Source organism: Brevibacillus sp. 1238 (assembly GCF_029892995.1).
In the GTDB taxonomy this organism is placed as follows: Bacteria; Bacillota; Bacilli; order Brevibacillales; family Brevibacillaceae; genus Brevibacillus; species Brevibacillus parabrevis.
The window spans coordinates 106,922-124,831 of record NZ_JARXWC010000007.1 but is presented as its reverse complement, the minus strand read 5'-3'; the positions used below and the strand labels follow the sequence as shown (position 1 = coordinate 124,831).

Here is a 17,910-nt window from a genome sequence, read left to right as displayed (position 1 = left end):
AAGGGAGACACAAAAAAACACATAGTCCTTCCGCATGCCACCTGGCGCACGTACGAAGAAACTATGGGTTTTCACATGTCTCCACCCAATGGTTCCGAAGCTATTTGCTTGTTGCTTTTACTATAAGCCTTGAATGTTAAGGGAATGTGTTACAATTTTTAATGAATGTTAAAGATTGGTAAAATATTGACAATAAAATGTATAATAAATATACTCAAAGTGATTTAATTACATTTTTTTACTTTGAAGGTAATATGAGTAAACAAAATCTCTTACTAGTTGCTGGCGCACTTCTTTTATCAACTTTAGCTTATCCAGATACCGGAGTAGCAAAAGAGTCTTCTTCATCTATGCTCATCAGTAAAAGTAGTAACGAGCGATTTGTAAAAGAAATCGGAAAATATATTCCCAAGAATAGGAAATCAATACTTAGTACAAACGATCTTGAAAAAATAGCAAATGGCACCGCTCAAGCTCTAATGGAGAGTATGGTTATTTCCGCAGTCGATACAGAATCCCCTTGGGCTGAACAAATAAAGAAAGGCATGTTTAAAGTAAAGAAAATTATTCCTGTGCATGACTTGGAAGATCGCTTATCAGAGGTTCTTGTTATTTTCACAGAAGGGTTCGTTATTGTGGACTCCGATAGCGGCGAGCTGCTTCAATTCTCCTTTGAAAAGATTGATTCTTCATATTTCGATAATAACAAAACTTTATATTCTAACCAGTTTCAGCATTTTTCAGTTAATCACGATGGCGTTGTAATTGAAGGTAAGGATAAAGGAAAGTCAATAGATGAATTGAAGAGGGAAAACAATAGCGAGCCAAACAAAAAGAGAATTATAAACACTACTCAGATGCAGAATAAATGGGAGAATACCACTGAAGATACGCTAGATTCACTATTTTCAACTTTTCTTTCAGGTGCTAACGAAGGATACGACGGCGACTATATTACAGATCCAGGCGTATGGTTAAAAAAATACTTAGAAAATGATGGATATACAAATGTCAAAGTATCCGAAGAGTATAGCCAATCTTACTATGTTCCTGAAATAAATCAGGATGATAGTCCATGGGATAACTACGATAATGATTGCGCATTAATTAGCACATTAGAAATTATGAACTATCACTCTAACTTATCCTCTTCCAATAAAAAGAAAGCATACGACGCAATGATTAAATCAAAATACTTTGTTAAACCGGACAACGGGGTCTATCCTTGGGATAATGCTAACTTATACAAAATTGCAGCTAACGCAGTAGGGGATTCATCTCAATCCACAAGTGATGATGAAGAAATAGTCACCCCAGATTACGACGATATTAAAAACTATTTAGATAGTGATGGGCCAGGGTATTATAGCATGGACTCGAAACCTTACTATGATCATACAGTCACTGTTAAGGGAGCCAAAGAATACGAGGCAACTTTTCGAGATAGCAATGATACACGCCACGTATGGACTTACGAGTTTCTTAGGATAAATGATCACTGGGGAGCGACTTCTAAAGACGCTTATATCCGCCCCATTTATTTGTCTACCTACTATGTTTCGATAAAACACAACTAAATAGTATTTCAGATAGTGAAGTGCGGTTTGTTATGACTTTGTATTTCAAAATGCAATACACGCTCACCATGGAGGATCTATGCCAATTCCCCTGTCCCACATTTTTTACTCCCTGTTCTTTCTTGTCATCTTCCTAATCTACTTTTCTTTGGTACTTCGCCGCGCAGGATGGCGCCAAAGGAAGTGGCAGATCGTATTTGCTCTTTCCTTGCTCATCCTTATTCAATTGTTTTTTTGGGACAGAGAATTTCAACATGCTCTAAAAAGTTATCTGGCCCCTAGCCATTCCTTCCAGTGTGAGGAACTCAAACTGCCACTTCCTGAACGTACAGTTTTTGAAGGTATAACAGACAGCTGCTCACCATTTTATCGGACGTACTCCAATGAGAATGAGTTTAATGCTTTTTACAATGAAGTATTGCCAATATTGAAAAACGAAGGAAAGATTAGCAGCTTTCATGCTTTGGTCAATGAATCAAGTTTTTTAGTTTATGAAGGAGGAAAAATTCTAAAGATACAATATAAGTACTTGAGTAACGATTATTACCGCTTGAAAATTACCTATCCTTATAAAGAAAACCCTACTCCTTAGCAAGGAAGGTGAAAAAGACGATGGCTACGCTCTTTTCCAGCAGCCATCGTCCTTTTTTGTCACTCACACATACTCATGCGCCAACATTAAAAACACGCTGGACGTCCACGTAAACGCCCTGTCTCTCAGTCCCGCACCCGACAGGGCATCGAAGTTTTCCGCCATCCCGCTTGCCGCCGCCATGCGGCAAAAGCGTCGGGCAATTTCCTGGGAAAGCTTTTCTTCGCCCGCACGGCGCAAGCCATCGACCAACAGCATGGTCACCGGCGCCCAAATCGGGCCGAGCCAGTAGCCATCGCTGCGGTAAAACGGGCTTGCCGGGCTCTCCGTAGCCAGTCCGTGGTCCGTTAAAAAACGCTGCTGCACGTCTGCGATCATCTGCTCACGCATCGCTTCGGGCAGCTTTTCGCCGAGCACAAGCGGCATGTAGCAGATCAAGCTGTCACCTCGGGTGGGCTGGTCGCTCCCCGAACGTGTCGCAAAAAACTTCTTCCCATCCCAATGCTGCGCCAGCAATCGCTGCAAAGTCGCTTCCGACTCTTCTTCCCAGGCTTGCGCCTCGTCATCCCGACCCAACCGCTTCGCCACTCCCGCCAACACATCCATTTGCAACACGAGATACGCGGGCAAATCCGGGCTTTCAATCGGTGTTCCGTCGAGAAAAACCGTGCTGTTGTCCCAGCCGCAATCGTAGCCGTGGTTGTATTGAGGAATGCCGTCCTGATCATCATCGCGGTAGCGGAACCACCAGTCCGTCCAACGGCATAGCGGCTCGTATATCGCTGTCAGCATCTCATCGGTAACATCGTCGTTGCGCGCCAGCATCCAGCCCAGCGTCCAGCCGTGAATCGGCGGCTTGCAGCAGTTCCAGAGCGCATACCTGTCGTTGATAAAATCGGGGAACACGCCGCTCTCGTCCTGCCTGTCGATAAACACCATCAACTGATCCCAGGCGAGCGGCAAATTCCAGCGAGTCAAGGCCATCGCATTGAAACAATGATCCCAGCTCCAGATGTTGGTCATCCAGTTTTTCGACATGTACATCGCCGGACGCGGCAAATACCCTTCTGGCCTTACGACACACGACCACGTTATATACGCTGCCAGCTCGCGCGCTTCTGCCAGCCCGTCTTCACGAGCAGCTTCCGAGAGTGGAAGCGTCTGTCCCAGCCATTCGCGATACTCTTGCTCCACCCGAGCGCGACCGGAAGCAAAATCAGGATAGCTGCGCTCTCGCCACACCGTCTGAAATTCCTCGATTACGCCCTCCAGCTCACCCGTCTGACCGTCAGGCAAAAACGACAGCTTGACCTGACTGTCTCGCGTCGCCTTCCACGCGTCTTCTACCGCCACTTTTCCAGCAAGCGGTGTCAGTCGAAAGTGCAGCTCGGTCGTAAAATGGTTGACTACCAGGCAGTCGGCTGGTGCTGGCATGACGTAATCCGCGGCCTCCGATTCCACCACCAGCCGCAAGCCGACACCCCGCCCGCGCACCTGAACAAGCTGCGGCTCGCCCATGCACAATTCCAGCTCGCCTTGCTCTGCCCGCAGCACGAGCACCGTTGGCGTAGCGACTGCTTCAAAAGGAACTGCCACCCCGTCATCTACCAGCTCCAGTCGAAATACAGCCCCGTCACGATTGTCTCCGCCACGCACATTGCGCAAGTACAGTCCCTCGGCCCGCCTGTCGCTGCCAAGCCGGGAAACGACGAGAAAAGACCCGTATCGGCTAAAAGGAACGATTCCCAAATCAAACTGCATATGTTTCACCCCGTAGTTGCTGTGTAGTTGCTTTGCGCTCGCACTTTTCCAGCAAGCGAACCGTCCGCACTGCCATCCACCAGACAAGCGCACTTGCCCCCAGCAAGATCGGCAGCGCAGGCAAGACAAGCATGACGCCCACGCACAAAAACACGCCGCCAACCGTCACCATAGCGTGCAGGGGAAAAGCCGCCACCGCCCAGAACGACTGCCTGATTCCGGCCCAAAAACCGCGATCCAGGCGCACAAGCAAGGCAAAAGCGTGACAGCAAATCGCGGTATGCAGAAGACTGATTCCGGCCAACAAAGCTGCGCAGACAAGGCTCCATTTTGTGCCCAGACCAAGGAAAAAAATCAGGTCGCCCCACAACACAACTCCCGACAGCAACAGGGCATATCCCAATAGCTGGCTTCGCCAAAAGTAACGGCGGTACGCATACCAGAAAGCCGCTGCGATTCCTCTGTCATCCCTGTTTCCGCCTGAGCCTTGCCCGCCAAGCACCTCATGCATGGCTGCGGTCGCCGGAAAAATGCCAAGCACGACGCCTCCCAAAAGCGTGCCGCCGATCCAGAGCAGGTGGGCTACTTCCAGCCGCAACAGCCACTCTCCGCATTGATGAACCGACCAGAATGCCCCTTCCCATTTCTCCCGATGTTTCACCTGCCACGCCTCCTCACTTGATGCCGACCCCTGCCGCGTTGTCGACGATATACCGCTGGGCGAGGAAAAAGAGCACGAGCGGCGGCAGCGAGATCAGGATCGTGACCGCCATCAGCCCGGTCGCTTCCACGTCGTACATGCCTTTGAATTGCGCAAGCCCGAGCGTCAAAGTGTACTGGCTCTGGTCATTCAAAAAGATCAACGGCCCCAAATAATCATTCCAGGTGTTCATAATATTGAAGACGCTAATCAAAATCAGCGCAGGCATCATCAGCGGAACCACGATGCGCGCGTAAATCTGGAACGGGCCTGCCCCATCGATGCGTGCCGCTTCATCCAGCTCGCGAGGAATTGTCAAAATAAACTGACGCATCAAAAAAATATAGAACGGCGCCCCGAAAAAGGAGGGCACAATCAATGGCTTCAAGGTATTAATCCAGTTCAAGTAATTAAACTCCATATACAGCGGAATCATCGTCACTTCCCACGGAATCATCATCGTCGCCAGCACGACCATGAACAGGAAGTCCCTGCCTTTAAACGTAAATCTGGCAAACCCGTATGCCACCAGCGATGAGGAAATCAGCTGGCCGATCGTCGTCAAGAGCGTCACGCTCAACGAATTTTGCAAAAACAGATTGAACGGCTGCGACATCCACGCATTGGCGAAGTTCTCCCAGTGCAAGACGTCAGGAATCCATTTGGGCGGATACGTGTAAATCTCCTGAACCGACTTCAACGCAGTAGAGACCATCCAGTAAAACGGAGCCAGAAACAGAAAGGAGAAAAAGATCAAGCTCGTATACGATATCGCTTTGCGAATCAAGCTTCCTCCCCTCCCTTGCGATTGTCACCTTCGTAGTACACCCAGCCTCCGGATGTTTTGAAGACGATGAAAGTCAGCACCAAAATGATCAAAAACATAAACCACGAGTTCGCCGACGCATACCCCATCTTGAAGTATTTGAAGGCGTTGTCGTACGCGTACATGGCGTAAAAGTAAGTCGATTGCAACGGCCCGCCCCCGGTGAGCAAAAGCGCCAGGCTGAGCTGCTGAAACGCGCTGATGATCGTCATGATCAGGTTGAACAAAAGCGTCGGGCTGATCATCGGCAGTGTGATGCGAAAAAACTTGTGCACTGTACCCGCGCCGTCAATGGATGCAGCTTCATACAAGCTTTCGGGAATCCCTTTCAGCCCCGCGAGAAAAATCAGCACCATCGAGCCTTGCCCCCACAGACTGGCGATGACCATGGCGACGAGCGCCCATGAGGTGTCATTCAACCAATCCGGCCCGGTAATTCCGATCAGGCTGAGCAAGTAGTTGAAAATGCCGTACTCGCCGTCATACACCCATGCCCAGATCATCGCCAGCGCCACGCCGGAAATCACGCTCGGCAAGTAGAACACCGTCCGGAAAAAGCCGCTTGCCCGCACTTTTTGGTTAAGCATGATCGCCAAAAACAGGGCGATGATCAGATTGAGCGGCACAAACAGCAGGGCGAACTTGATCGTTACCCAAAGCGATTGCCAAAACAGCGGGTCATCGGTAAACATGTTGACGTAGTTGTCCAGCCCGACAAAGGTAACCTCCCCCACTACAGGCCAGTCAAAAAAGCTCATTACGAGCGAAAACAGCATCGGTCCCAGCGTAAAAGCGAGAAAGCCGATGATCCATGGGAGGATAAAAAGATAGGGGGTGAGAAGCGCCCCCCAGTTCATTTTTTTGGGTTGTACGGTCATGGCAGGCTGCTCACGCGTCACGATTGTCTCTGTTTTCACGTCCCTGACATCCTTCCCTTATTTTTGCATGTACTTCTGGGAGTCCTTGACCGCCTTGTTCAGCAGCTCTTCGGCATTTTGGCCCAGCATGATCGCATTGACCGCCGCCGAGAGGTTGCGATTGATCTCGTTCCAATGCGGGTGCAAAAGGAACGCTGGCGTATCGTTCGACTTCTCCAGCATCTTGTAAAACGGAGCGTACAGGGCGTCCTGATCGAGCTTTTTCTCCTGAACCACGCTGATCCGTACAGGCAGATCGGACGTGCGCATTTTGATCGCTTCACTGGAAACGAAGTATTTCACGAACTCCCAAGCCAGCTCTTTATGCTTGGAGTCTTTGGCGATCGACACCGAGGAAGTGGCGATGACACCTTTGCCCTGCTTGCCAGGGAACTGCGGCATTACAACCGTGCCGAAATCGACGTTTGCCTTTTTGTAAGACTCCAGCGACCATACGCCGTTGTCATACATCGCCAGCTTGCCAGCTTTGAACAAGTCGTTTCCGCTTTGCTGATTTTTGCCTCCGACGAGCACCGCGCTCTTTTCCTTCGTCAGATCGCTGAAAACTTGCAAAGCTTGCGCGGTTTCTTTGCTATTCATGAATCCATCGATCGATTTGCCATCCGGGCTAATAAAGCTGCTGCCGTTGCTCCAGACCACTTCCTGCAGGTCGTACGTATCCGGCTCAGAGCGAACGGCAAATCCGTACTGCTTCTTCTCACGGACCGTCAGCTGTTTGGCTGCTGCTTTAAAGTCGTCGTACGTCCAGCCGTCTGTCGGCAGTGGCACATTCGCCTCGTTGAACAGCTTTTTGTTGTAAAACATGACGCGCGTCGAGAACCCGGCAGGCAATCCGTACAAGTTCCCGTTGTAGCGGTTGTAATTCAGGAGTCCTTGATAAAAGTCGTCGATGGCGACTGTCGAATCTTTTTTTGCAAATTCATCCAGCGGCTCAAGCGACGCATGGTAAGTCGGGAAATCCCACATGTACATGACATCCGGCGGGTTTTTCGCACCGAATGCCGCGACCAGCTTCTGATCAAAGCCATCGGCATACGCTTCGACCTGCACTTTCACGCCGGGATTTTTTTGTTCGAATTTCTTCGCGATATCTTGCTGAATTTTCAGCATTTCATCCGTGTCCCATGTCGCAAAGCGCAATGTAACCGTTTCCTTTTTTTCAGACGATGTCGGCGTTGTGCTGCCCGTATTATTGCCCGTGTTTTGTGTCTCTGCTGGCTGGCTTTGCGAACAACCCGTCACTACAGCGAGAAGTAGTGCCATCCCGGCTGTCATCCATTTTGACGCCATCTTTTTCATCTGTGCCCCCCCTTGAGTTACAGCCTGATTTTTCTCCATTCTAATGAAAGAAAAAATATGGGGAAACCGCCATCTGTTCGTAATTAGTACGCGAATTTGTTTCCTTTTTCCGGGCCGAATCAAGTTTGCGCGGTGGAGTGGACGATTGTTCGGCCAGACTCCTCTTTTTGTTTGAAACGGTAATGACTGGGACTCATGCCTGTGTATTTTTTGAACCATTTGCTGAAGTATTTGGCGTCAGGCAGACCGACGCGTTCCGCCACTTCCTGGATCGACATCGTTGTCTCGCCAAGCATGCCTTGCGCGATTCTCACGCGACGCTTGTCGAGAAACTCCCCGAAGCTCTCGCCCACGCCTTTTTTAAACAACACGCTAAAGTGGCTGCGGCTCAGCCCGACCTGTGAAGCGACCTCGCTTACCGTCAGCGGCGTGTCCAGCCGATCGAGCGCATAGTGAACGGCCTGGCGAATCGGCTCCTGCCACGCATCCTGCATCACGCCGAATTTTTTCGCCCATTCCGTCTTCTTGTACAGCGTGCGCACCGTCAGCAGCCACTGCTCGCGCCCGCTAAAAGGACCCGCTGTTTCCCAGCTTGTCACGGTTCCAGCCAGCTTCCATTCCACCAGCAGCGATTCCACCTGCCTGCACGAATCAGCGGGGCAAAACAGGAAGCGGTGATCTCCACACGGAATCCATTCCCAGGTCGTATCCAGCTCCCGTGACAACATTACCCGTTCCTGCTCTTCCCGATACTCGCCCATGCCTGCCAGCAACCATACGCGCGTGGCATCGTTCATCCAGCCCCACTGCGCTTCCAGCATGGCAGCCAGGCTTTGCTCAAAGCCGCGATTCAAGCCCGTCAGCCATGTTCCAAATTCGAGCCTCCACTCCTTTTGCCGTTCGCGAGGTTGAGGCGGTTGCTTTTTCTCCCCTGTCAGCTCAGCTCTCATCCTTTGCAGCAGGGAATCCCACTCATCATCCTGAAACTCGGTTTTGAGCAAATAGCCAGACACACCGAGAGAGATTCCCTGCTGGGCGAAAGTAAAGTCGCGGTGGCAGCTCAGCAAGAGCACTTTCGTCTGCGGCGCCTGTTCCTTGACCCGCCTGCACAGCTCCAGACCATCCATTTCCGGCATGACGATATCGGTAATCACAAGCTCAGGTTGAATCTGCATAAAAGCTTCCCAGCCCTTGCGCCCATTCGGGGCATCCGCGACTACCTCCATACCGTAACGGCTCCACGGCACCATCGCCTTCAGACCTTTTCGCACCAGCACCTCATCATCCACAATCATTACCTTGATGCTCATCAGGCACTTCCTCCCTTTTCGGCCATGTGATCTGAATCGTGGTTCCTGCTCCTCTGACTGACGAGATGTTCAACCCGTATTCCTTGCCAAAATGAAGCTTGAATTTCTGATCCACATTGAACACGCCAAGACCCCGCTTGCTGGAGCGTTTCAGTTCCGGGTCCAAGAGCTGGGCAAGCCGCTGCGGCTCGATTCCCGCGCCATCGTCGCGCAACAGCAGCGTCACGATGCCTGCTTCTTCCTGAACCGCAATCCGGATGATCCCTTCTCCGTCTTCAAAAGCGTGGAAAAAAATATTTTCCAAGAGCGGTTGGAGCGTCATCCGCGGAATCAAATAACGGCTGCACGCCTCCACGCCGTCCTGCTCAAACGAAAAGACAGGCCCGTAGCGAAACTGTTGAATCTCCAAAAAATGCCCGGCTGTCTTCAGTTCCTTTTCCAGCGGCACCAGCTCCTGCGAGATGTCGAGGTTGCCTTCCAGCACTTTGATCAGGTGGTAGAGCATGCTGCCGATTTCATTCGCTCCGGAGAGCCTTGCCTTCCACTGGATGGAGTTGAGCGTATTAAACAACAGATGTGGGTTAATCTGGTAGTGGACGGCGCGCAGCTCCGCCTCTTTTTTCAATTGCTCGGTTTTGCTCACCTCAGCGACCAGCGTCTGGATTTTCCTGACCATCTGATTGAAGCTCACGCCGAGCCTGCCCAGCTCGTCTTCCGTATCGACTGTCGCTCGCGTTTGCAGCTCGCCCGTGCCGACCAGCCGCATCGTTTCTTCCAGCCTGCGAATTTTTCCGGTGATTCGTCGGGAAAACAAATAGGCGAGCATGACTGCCAGCGCTGCCGACAAGACGAGGGCAGCCACGAAAAAAGAGCCAATCACATCGGCAGAACGATTCATCTGCTCGTAAGGCAAGCGCACCTGCATCATCCAGTTGTTCGATTCCAGCGGCTTGTTCCAGACGATGTCGTCTTTTTGTTCGGTAAAACGGCCCGCTGTCTGGTAAATCAGGCGGCCGTTTTCATCGGTAATCGTTACGTACGCCTTCATGTCGTCTTCCAGCTTCTGAAACAGCTGAAACAGCTTCCCGGCTTTCATTTCAATCAAAATCCGGCTGTCCTTGAGCACGCCGTAACCGCTGAGAACAGGCACGACCAGTCCCAGCACCTTTTCGCTATGGCGAAATTCGGTTTGTTCAAACCCGACGTAATGCCGAGGGGTGTAAAAACCGATCCAGCTCTCCCCTGTGAGCTTCGCGGGCAACGCCTTCCACCATTGTTCGCGCTGCAAATCTTGCCCGTTGATCACATTTTTCCCGAAAAAATACCCCGAGGGCGTCACGATAAAGATGCCTTTCGTATCCTGCGTGCTGTACGCCCCCAAGAAACGTTCAAAGTTTTTTTGCTCCAGAAAGCCCGCGTATGTTTTCGGCTGCTCCTCGCGCATGACGATCAGCGTGGGGTCGGACAAGTACGTGTTGATGTCGTAGGCGATGTAGCGCATTTGACTCAGGTAGTTGTCGATCTGGATTTGCAGCTGTGTCGCAATGTACTCCCCGGATGTGCCAAACTGCTCCCGCACGACCATCGACGACTTCCAGTAAGCCATGCTGCCGAGAATAAACAGCGGGATGATGGCGGCGATGAGCATACAAGCGAGCAGCTTGGCGTGGATACTTCTGCGCGGAACGAGCAACCATGATTTCATGTGACAGAACCACCACCATTATTCGATTAGTTGCACTATTCAATCTTTAATTAAATTGTACAACTTTTTTCAGGTGGCTAATAGGTGTGCTTTAGTCACTTATTTGCTGTTTGCTCAACTGGATTTCCGAAATGGCGTCTTTGGAAAAGGGAGCGAGGCGCAGCTGGAAGCGGAATGCTTCTGGACGCAACGCATGTTGTTCCGATTGCTTGGGACCGCAGCTGTTGCTTCCCAAACCGTTTTGCCGATAATCCAGATGCAGCGTCACATAGTCCCTTTTCACCAAATCGGTCACATGTTTGGCCTGCTCCAGATCGTCTGTATCGTAGCGAAGGGCGCTGAAATCCATCGTCGGCTGGCCGCTCGCGAACAAACCTATCCCGCGCTGATCAGTGATCGACATCCATCTCGTGTCCGTGCGGTTTCCGTTTTCCTGCGGGAACACATACGGCGTGTACAGCTCATCGACACTGGCGTGGTATACGCCGACGCGATTCGCTTCCTTGCTGTCACTGTACGACTCCCCTGGGCCGAGGCCGTACCAGGATACGCGCTCCAAATCTTTGGCAATCAACAGCTTCAAGCCGATTCGCGGCAACATGGCTGGCGGCGTGCCGTGCGGTGTTCCCTGCACCTCAACATGCACTTCGCCGTTTCCGAATACCGTGTACGTGTATCGGCAGGCAAATGCCCAAGCGTAGACAGGCGGGCCAATCCGCACATCGCAAACAATGACGGCGCGATCATCGCGTTCCTGCTGCAAAGCGACCGAGTCGACCCGTGTCTGCAAACGGTCCAGAAACGCCTTGCGCCAGTCTTCTACCACATACATGTCATTGTCGATCGGCGCCCGCCAAAAAGTCAGCCGCGGCCCCGCAACAAGCAATTCCTTGCCCGCAAACACCCAGCTTTTGGGCACGCCGTCTGCTTTGTCAAAAACAAACCGGAAGTCGCCGCCTGCAAGTGTTATCTCTCGCTTCGTTTCTGCCGCTTCCAGATGTCCAGGCGAGATTTTCCGGGAAAGCGCTGCTGCTGGCTGCGGCGCGGGCACTGGCAAAGCGAATTGTGCCCAGGCAAGCTCATGCCCGGCGTGCGCCCATGCCTCATCTTGGGCAAGCACAAATGATACGGTAAGCCAATAATCGGTTTGTTCTGCTGCAAACTCCGGCACTTTATACGGGATCACGACGTCTGCACGGCTCCCTGCTTTTACGTCAGGCAGACTCATCGTTCCGCTTTGCAAAACATGTCCATCTGCGGTGATGCTCCAGACCATCCGCACGTGATCGAGCGTGCAAAAATCGTAGCGATTGTGCAGAGTGACGACGCCTTCTTTCAAGTCGACTGCGACTGCCGTAATCGGCTCGATCACTTTTTTATATTCGAGCAAACCAGGCGACGGGGTGCGGTCAGGACGGATCAAACCGTCGATGACAAAGTTGCCGTTCGTCGGGTAGTCGCCAAAATCTCCCCCGTAGGCAAAATACTCCCGTCCATCTTCCGTCCATTGACGCAGACCGTGGTCAATCCACTCCCAGACAAAGCCGCCTTGCAGGCGTTGATACTTGTCAAAGACGTCGGCGTAATCGCGCAAGCCGCCAGGACCGTTGCCCATCGCGTGAGCGTACTCGCACATGATATGCGGCTTTTGCAATTGCTCGTTTTCTCCATGCTGCATCATTTTTTCGACGGAAGAGTACATCGTGCTGAACACATCGCATACTTCTGCTTCCCGATCTTCCTCGTAATGAATGAGCCTGGTCGGATCGGCTTGTCGGCACCACGCCGCCATCGCGCGGAAATTGCAGCCGAAGCCGGATTCGTTGCCGAGCGACCACATGATGATCGACGGATGGTTTTTGTCCCGCTCGACCATGCGTTCCATCCGCTCGACATAGGCGTTCTCCCACTCGGGATCGTCGCTGAGCTGACTGATGTTCCCGGTCAACTGGAAGCCATGCGTCTCCAAATCCGTTTCATCCATGACGTACAGACCGTATTGATCGCACAAGTCGTAAAAGCGCGGATCGTTCGGGTAATGCGCGGTGCGAACGGCATTGATGTTGTGGCGCTTCATCATCAGCACGTCCTCGCGCATCGTTTCAAAAGGAACGGCGCGCCCGAGATCGGGGTGGTGATCGTGCCGATTGACGCCGTTCAGACGAATGGGCACGCCATTGACGAAAAAGTTGTTCCCTTTTACCTCAATCGAACGGAAGCCGACGCGAATCGGGATGACCTCCACCGTTCCGCTCGCCTCCTGCCCAAGCTCCAGCAGCAAGTGGTACAAATTCGGCTCCTCCGCTGACCATTTTTTCGGCCCTGACACGGGCAACCGCAGATCGAGGAGCGTTTCCTGGCCTGCTTCAACCGTACCGCCAATCCGCTGCACTTCCGCCGCCACAGGCTGCCGGAACTGATCGAGCAATTTGGCTGTCACGCTTACCCCGCCAAGTCGCTCCGCCCCGCTGTTTTCCACATGTACGCGCACACGCAGGATGCCATCCTGATACTTGTCGTCCAGCTCGGTTACGACCGCCACATCCCTGACGTGCAGCTTGGGCCGGGCAATCAGCGACACGTCGCGGAAAATGCCGCTCAAATACCACATGTCCTGGTCTTCGAGATACGTTCCATCCGACCATTGATACACCTGAACCGCGAGACGATTTTTCCCGGTACGCAGCAATTCCGTCACATCGAACTCGGACGGCAGGCGGCTTCCCTGGCTGTAGCCAACCTCTGCGCCGTTCAGCCAAACGTGAAAAGCGCTGTCCACCCCTTCAAACCGCAAAATGACCTGATGCTGTTCCCATTCCGGCGAAACGGTAAACTCGCGCAAATAGCAGCCAGTCGGATTATCGGAAGGCACATGCGGCGGATCGACGGGAAACGGGTAGTACAAGTCGGTGTAGTGCGGCTTCCCATGGCCTTGCAGCTGCCAATGACCCGGAACCTGGATTCGCCCCCACTCCGCAGCGTCATAGTCGTCGGCAAAAAAGTCATCCGGGGCACTCAGCGGCGATGTCGCATAGGCGAATTGCCACTGCCCATTCAACAGCTGAAACCACGGGGTCGCGCCCCTGTCGTAAGTCAATGCTTGCGTCGCCTCCGGGTACGATAAAAAGTAAGCCCGAGCCGGCAAGCGGTTCCTTTGCAGCAGCTGATGGTTTGCCCAGTCATTCAGTTGTTTCATCTGCGTCCACTCCTTTATCCTCGTAACGATTCGCAAGTGCCTTGTTCCCGCTGCATCGCTTGCAGCGCCAACGCTCCCGCACCCAACATTCCTGCATCTGCCCCAAGCTGCGCCAAAACAACCTTGGCTTGCTGTCCCACGACATCCATGGCATAGCGCGCTACGCTTTTTTGCACAGGCGCAAGCAGCAGTTCCCCGGCACGGCAAACGCCTCCGCCTACCACAACAAGCTGCGGGTTGAACACATTGATCAGGACAGACAGCGCCCAGCCGATGACGTCGCACGCTTTTTCCCATACCTCGATCGCCAGCCGATCCTCCTGCGCAACCGCTTTTGCCACGTGTTCCGCTGTCAGACGCTCCAGCTCACCGCCGCACAAGGCATGCATGACCGACGACGGTTCCGCGTTTGGCGCTCCGTCCGCCAACGACCGAGCAAGTCGCTCGCGGGCCAGTCTCGCGATTCCCGTAGCAGAAGCGACCGTCTCGACGCAGCCGATCTTGCCGCAATTGCAGGCAGCGGTCAGCCCGGGAACATGGACATGCCCAATCTCTCCCGCAAACCCGCTGCTGCCAGTAACGAGCCGTCCTTCGTTCACGATCCCCGCTCCCACGCCTGTGCCGAGTGGTACAAAGACGAGGTGAGACGCGTTCCGTCCCGCTCCGAATACGGCTTCCCCGAGCGTAGCCGTGCGCAAGTCGTTGTCAAAAAACAGCGGCAAGTCGACCAGCTTGGCGAGCGGTGTACGAATGTCGGCCTGATGGAGCTGAAAATTGGGCGAATGTACCGATATGCCGCGCTCGGCGTCGAACGGACCGGGAAAGCCGATGCCTACCGCTTCGACGCTCCCTTTTGCTTGCTTCCGCAATTCATCAATGAGCCCAGCCATTCGTTCAATCAGAATGGGCAAATCGTTGTACACCCGCGTCTCCTTTTCTCCCCGAACCAAAATCCGCCCTGCCTCGTCCATAACCGCGCCTTTCATGGTGGTGCCGCCGACATCCAGCCCGATTACATGACGCATGACACTCCCTCCTCTCCTTTACCCAACCTGCTCCACATGCATCGGCCTGTTCATCATGCTCTGAACGGCCTCAGCCGTCACCACGCCTGCCCCAAACGAGCTTGTATTCGCAGCAGCGCAAGCCATGCCCAACCGGATCGCGTCCGGCCATGCCAGCTCGCGCATGCGCCCGGTCAGCACTCCGGCAAGCAGCGAATCGCCGCACCCTACCGTGTTGTTCACTTCTGCTTCGGTCAACGGGACAGCCGAAATGCGCCATGTCTGGTCTTGATCGCCGAACCAGGCTCCTTCCTGTCCCAGCGAGAGCAGCACCCGCTTGGCGCCCCGCCTGCACAGCTCGCGAATGGCTCGGTACCGGGCATCGTCACTGTCCAGCGAGTAGCCGAGAATCGCCTCCGCTTCGGGCTGATTCGGCTTGATCAACTCAGGCTTTGCCCCGATCCCTTCTGCCAGCGCCGCACCGCTCGTATCGAGAACACATTTGGCTCCCGAGGAAGCCAGCCCTTTTATGAGTACGGCGTACGTGTTCACCGGAAGTCCGCGCGGCAAGCTCCCGGAAAAAACCACATACGTCGCTTGCTGGGCCAAGCGCGTCAACCTCGCTTGCAGCAAAGCCAGCTCATCCGCTCCAACCGCTGGCCCCGGTTCCAATACTTCCGTCACCGTTTTTGCCTGCTCGTCGAGAAAAGTCAGGCACAGCCTCGACTCTCCCTGCACCTCGACGAACGAGGTGGCTATCCCTTCGCGGTTGCATCCTTCGGCGATGAACCTCCCGTTATGCCCCGCCACAAACCCGCTCGTCACTACCTTTTGGCCCAGCGTATTCGCGACCCGCGCTACATTGATGCCTTTTCCCCCCGGCAAACTCCATACTTCCTGAGTGCGATGCAGTTCCCCCGCGCGAAAATGAGCGAGGCGGTACGTTTTGTCGATCGCCGCATTCAGCGTCACTGTGACGAGCATGGCTATTTCACCTGCACGGTCACGAGCGGCTGCCCCATTTTTTGTTTAAACAAATTGATGACCTCCACAGGGGTAGGGTCAACACCTCTAATCAAGGCAGCATACAGGGAGACAAAGTCAGCCAAATAAACGATGGAAAACAACCGGGCCAAACGTGACTCGCCGCGCGAATGCACAACCCGCACCGCCCCTGCGCGCTCTCGCAAAATATCCGCGCTAATCTCTACCCGCTTCACCGTCTTTTCGCTGTCCTCGCAATCTCGAATCAGTGTAAAATGAAAGCCTTTCAAAAGAGCCGCAGGAGAATCCCAGCCGACCGCCTCGTCGTGATGCAAGCTCGGAATGGCGTTCCAAAAAGCCATCAGCTTGCTGTTTTCCCCCAACTGATTTTTCCAGCGCCAGGCCGGAGCATCAAAATAAGGTAGCGTTCCGTACACAACAGGCACCAGCCCATCCAGCTCCACCGCGATTTGCTTCGCTTCGTTTTGCTCAATCGGCGAATCTGGCCCGTATTCCTGCTTCCAGGTCCGAAACAGGGCAATCGTCTCCTCTACCTCGGCGCGCTTGTCGGAAACAAGCTGCAACTTGGTCAGGATGGCGAGGATCGGCAAAAAGATATAGCCAAGCACGATCCGCGGCATCATTCCGCCTGGCACAAGCAAGTATGCATGCCCATTTTCCCGCGCCATGTCGAGCACCGTTCCGCCTGCGGTGATGACAGCTACTTGCGCGCCTTTGGCAATCGCGGCCTCATACCCGCTAACCACTTCCTCGGTGTTGCCGGAGTGGCTGACGACGATCACAAGCGTGCGCTCGTTGACAAAAGCCGGGATCGTGTAGCCTTGATTCAGTTGCAGCGGGACTTGCAGCTCGTCAAACAAATACGATTTGATCAGGTTGACGCTCGCAGCCGAGCCGCCGCCCGTGCCCAGTACCAAAATATTTTCAATCGGAGCAGAAATGTTTGATACATCGAAATAATCAGATAATTTCAGACCTGCCTGGAACTGCTCCTCATACGCTTCTGTGTCCTGCAACGCCCGAATCGTATCCAGCTCTCGCAAAACCTTCACATCATCCAGATTGATACGCATGCCAATCGTCCCTTTCCTCGCTATCGCTTGTTTTGGCTTACCCTTACCTGACCAACGCTTTTCCCGTGCAACCGCACATCTCCATCTTGGCGAGCGCCACTTCCTTCACGGCTTGCTTGGCCCGCTTCATGTAGGTGCGCGGATCGTTTTCTGCTGGGTGCTCCTCGAACGTTGCTTTAATCGCATTGGAAAAGGCGATGCGCAGCTCTGTCGCCACATTCATTTTCGCCATCCCCAGCGCGACAGCCCGTTTGACTTGCGCTTCAGGAATCCCGGAGCCGCCATGCAACACTAGCGGTGCCGGGACGCGCCGGGCAATTTCCTCCAGGCGGACAAAATCAATGCGCGGCTCCCCTTTGTAGATTCCGTGAGCCGTCCCAATCGCTGGTGCGAGCGTATCGACTTTTGTCAGCTCCATAAAACGCTCGCATTCGAGCGGGTCAGCCAGAGAAGCGTCTGCGTCATCCACGACCAGATCGTCCTCGACCCCGCCGACCTTGCCAAGCTCCGCTTCCACATTGACTCCAAAAGCCCTGGCCAATGTCACCACCCGCTGCGTCCGCTCCACGTTTTCCGCAAAAAGGTGCATGGAGGCATCAATCATGACCGATGTATACCCGGCCTTGATGCACCGGGCGATCAGCTCCTCCTCCTGACAGTGGTCGAGATGCAGGGCAATCGGCACCCGAGCGCGCTCAGCCGCCACCCGGGCCATCGCTGCCACATACTCCGGTCCCAGATGCCGCACCGTTCCAACCGTCGTCTGCAAAATCAGCGGCGCGTTCGCTTCCTCTGCCGCCTCCACTACCGCTTGCAGCATTTCCAGCGTGTGAACGTTGAACGCCCCGACGCAATACCCTTCCGCCCGCGCTTCCCCAAGCATTTGTGTCGATGATACTAACGCCATAACGATTCCCCCATTCC

14 protein-coding genes are annotated in these 17,910 nt (G+C 53.5%); 2 read left to right on the top strand and 12 right to left on the bottom strand.

Annotated elements, in window-relative coordinates; translation table 11 throughout:
* Window positions 1-254 precede the first annotated feature (254 nt).
* Window positions 255-1,577 (top strand): hypothetical protein, encoded by a 1,323-nt coding sequence (locus M2298_RS17640; RefSeq protein ID WP_141254210.1) that lies wholly within the window; start codon window positions 255-257, stop codon window positions 1,575-1,577.
* A gap of 79 nt (window positions 1,578-1,656) precedes the next feature.
* Window positions 1,657-2,169, top strand: a complete 513-nt coding sequence (locus M2298_RS17635; RefSeq protein WP_122962309.1) for a hypothetical protein — start codon at window positions 1,657-1,659, stop codon at window positions 2,167-2,169.
* A gap of 63 nt (window positions 2,170-2,232) precedes the next feature.
* Here M2298_RS17635 and M2298_RS17630 read toward each other — a convergent pair whose 3' ends face one another.
* The 12 genes from M2298_RS17630 to M2298_RS17575 all read right to left on the bottom strand — a co-directional run bounded on the left by M2298_RS17630 (window position 2,233) and on the right by M2298_RS17575 (window position 17,893).
* The gene (locus tag M2298_RS17630; RefSeq protein ID WP_280648799.1) at window positions 2,233-3,930 is read right to left on the bottom strand and encodes an amylo-alpha-1,6-glucosidase; all 1,698 of its coding nucleotides are present in this window, start codon (window positions 3,928-3,930) and stop codon (window positions 2,233-2,235) included.
* Window positions 3,920-4,591 carry a YesL family protein gene (locus tag M2298_RS17625; protein ID WP_173597236.1) on the bottom strand — a complete coding sequence of 224 codons (672 nt, stop codon included), beginning with the start codon at window positions 4,589-4,591 and terminating at the stop codon, window positions 3,920-3,922. Before M2298_RS17625 ends, M2298_RS17630 begins: the two co-directional genes overlap by 11 nt.
* A 13-nt stretch (window positions 4,592-4,604) precedes the next feature.
* Window positions 4,605-5,417 (bottom strand): carbohydrate ABC transporter permease, encoded by an 813-nt coding sequence (locus M2298_RS17620; protein WP_280648798.1) that lies wholly within the window; start codon window positions 5,415-5,417, stop codon window positions 4,605-4,607.
* Window positions 5,414-6,334, bottom strand: a complete 921-nt coding sequence (locus M2298_RS17615; protein WP_173597297.1) for a carbohydrate ABC transporter permease — start codon at window positions 6,332-6,334, stop codon at window positions 5,414-5,416. The genes M2298_RS17620 and M2298_RS17615 overlap by 4 nt, the downstream gene beginning before the upstream one ends.
* Before the next feature lie 57 nt (window positions 6,335-6,391).
* Window positions 6,392-7,693: an ABC transporter substrate-binding protein gene (locus M2298_RS17610; RefSeq protein ID WP_280648797.1), complete on the bottom strand. Its 1,302-nt coding sequence runs from the start codon at window positions 7,691-7,693 to the stop codon at window positions 6,392-6,394.
* 119 nt (window positions 7,694-7,812) lie between these two features.
* Window positions 7,813-9,003, bottom strand: coding sequence for a response regulator (locus M2298_RS17605; protein WP_122962304.1), 1,191 nt, complete (start codon window positions 9,001-9,003; stop codon window positions 7,813-7,815).
* Entirely contained in the window at window positions 8,975-10,708 is a 1,734-nt protein-coding gene (locus tag M2298_RS17600) for a cache domain-containing sensor histidine kinase (protein ID WP_173597233.1), read from the bottom strand. Before M2298_RS17600 ends, M2298_RS17605 begins: the two co-directional genes overlap by 29 nt.
* A 91-nt stretch (window positions 10,709-10,799) precedes the next feature.
* Entirely contained in the window at window positions 10,800-13,904 is a 3,105-nt protein-coding gene (gene ebgA, locus M2298_RS17595) for a beta-galactosidase subunit alpha (RefSeq protein WP_280648796.1), read from the bottom strand.
* 14 nt (window positions 13,905-13,918) lie between these two features.
* The gene (locus M2298_RS17590) at window positions 13,919-14,929 is read right to left on the bottom strand and encodes an ROK family protein (RefSeq protein ID WP_280648795.1); all 1,011 of its coding nucleotides are present in this window, start codon (window positions 14,927-14,929) and stop codon (window positions 13,919-13,921) included.
* An 18-nt stretch (window positions 14,930-14,947) separates the two neighbouring features.
* Window positions 14,948-15,892 (bottom strand): 1-phosphofructokinase family hexose kinase, encoded by a 945-nt coding sequence (locus M2298_RS17585; RefSeq protein ID WP_280648794.1) that lies wholly within the window; start codon window positions 15,890-15,892, stop codon window positions 14,948-14,950.
* A 2-nt stretch (window positions 15,893-15,894) separates the two neighbouring features.
* Window positions 15,895-16,986, bottom strand: a complete 1,092-nt coding sequence (locus M2298_RS17580; RefSeq protein ID WP_173597229.1) for a bifunctional phosphoglucose/phosphomannose isomerase — start codon at window positions 16,984-16,986, stop codon at window positions 15,895-15,897.
* 43 nt (window positions 16,987-17,029) lie between these two features.
* Complete coding sequence (locus tag M2298_RS17575; RefSeq protein ID WP_242773521.1) at window positions 17,030-17,893, bottom strand: class II fructose-bisphosphate aldolase; 864 nt, start codon at window positions 17,891-17,893, stop codon at window positions 17,030-17,032.
* Between the last annotated feature and the right edge of the window lie 17 nt (window positions 17,894-17,910).

Excerpts from the sequence above, each read along its gene's own strand:
- M2298_RS17640 (WP_141254210.1), top strand. The coding sequence starts at position 255 with ATGAGTAAACAAAATCTCTTACTAGTTGCTGGCGCACTTCTTTTATCA.
- M2298_RS17635 (WP_122962309.1), top strand. The coding sequence starts at position 1,657 with ATGCCAATTCCCCTGTCCCACATTTTTTACTCCCTGTTCTTTCTTGTC.
- M2298_RS17630 (WP_280648799.1), bottom strand. The coding sequence starts at position 3,930 with ATGCAGTTTGATTTGGGAATCGTTCCTTTTAGCCGATACGGGTCTTTT.
- M2298_RS17615 (WP_173597297.1), bottom strand. The coding sequence starts at position 6,334 with ATGACCGTACAACCCAAAAAAATGAACTGGGGGGCGCTTCTCACCCCC.
- M2298_RS17610 (WP_280648797.1), bottom strand. The coding sequence starts at position 7,693 with ATGAAAAAGATGGCGTCAAAATGGATGACAGCCGGGATGGCACTACTT.
- M2298_RS17605 (WP_122962304.1), bottom strand. The coding sequence starts at position 9,003 with ATGAGCATCAAGGTAATGATTGTGGATGATGAGGTGCTGGTGCGAAAA.
- M2298_RS17600 (WP_173597233.1), bottom strand. The coding sequence starts at position 10,708 with ATGAAATCATGGTTGCTCGTTCCGCGCAGAAGTATCCACGCCAAGCTG.
- ebgA (WP_280648796.1), bottom strand. The coding sequence starts at position 13,904 with ATGAAACAACTGAATGACTGGGCAAACCATCAGCTGCTGCAAAGGAAC.
- M2298_RS17590 (WP_280648795.1), bottom strand. The coding sequence starts at position 14,929 with ATGCGTCATGTAATCGGGCTGGATGTCGGCGGCACCACCATGAAAGGC.
- M2298_RS17585 (WP_280648794.1), bottom strand. The coding sequence starts at position 15,892 with ATGCTCGTCACAGTGACGCTGAATGCGGCGATCGACAAAACGTACCGC.
- M2298_RS17580 (WP_173597229.1), bottom strand. The coding sequence starts at position 16,986 with ATGCGTATCAATCTGGATGATGTGAAGGTTTTGCGAGAGCTGGATACG.
- M2298_RS17575 (WP_242773521.1), bottom strand. The coding sequence starts at position 17,893 with ATGGCGTTAGTATCATCGACACAAATGCTTGGGGAAGCGCGGGCGGAA.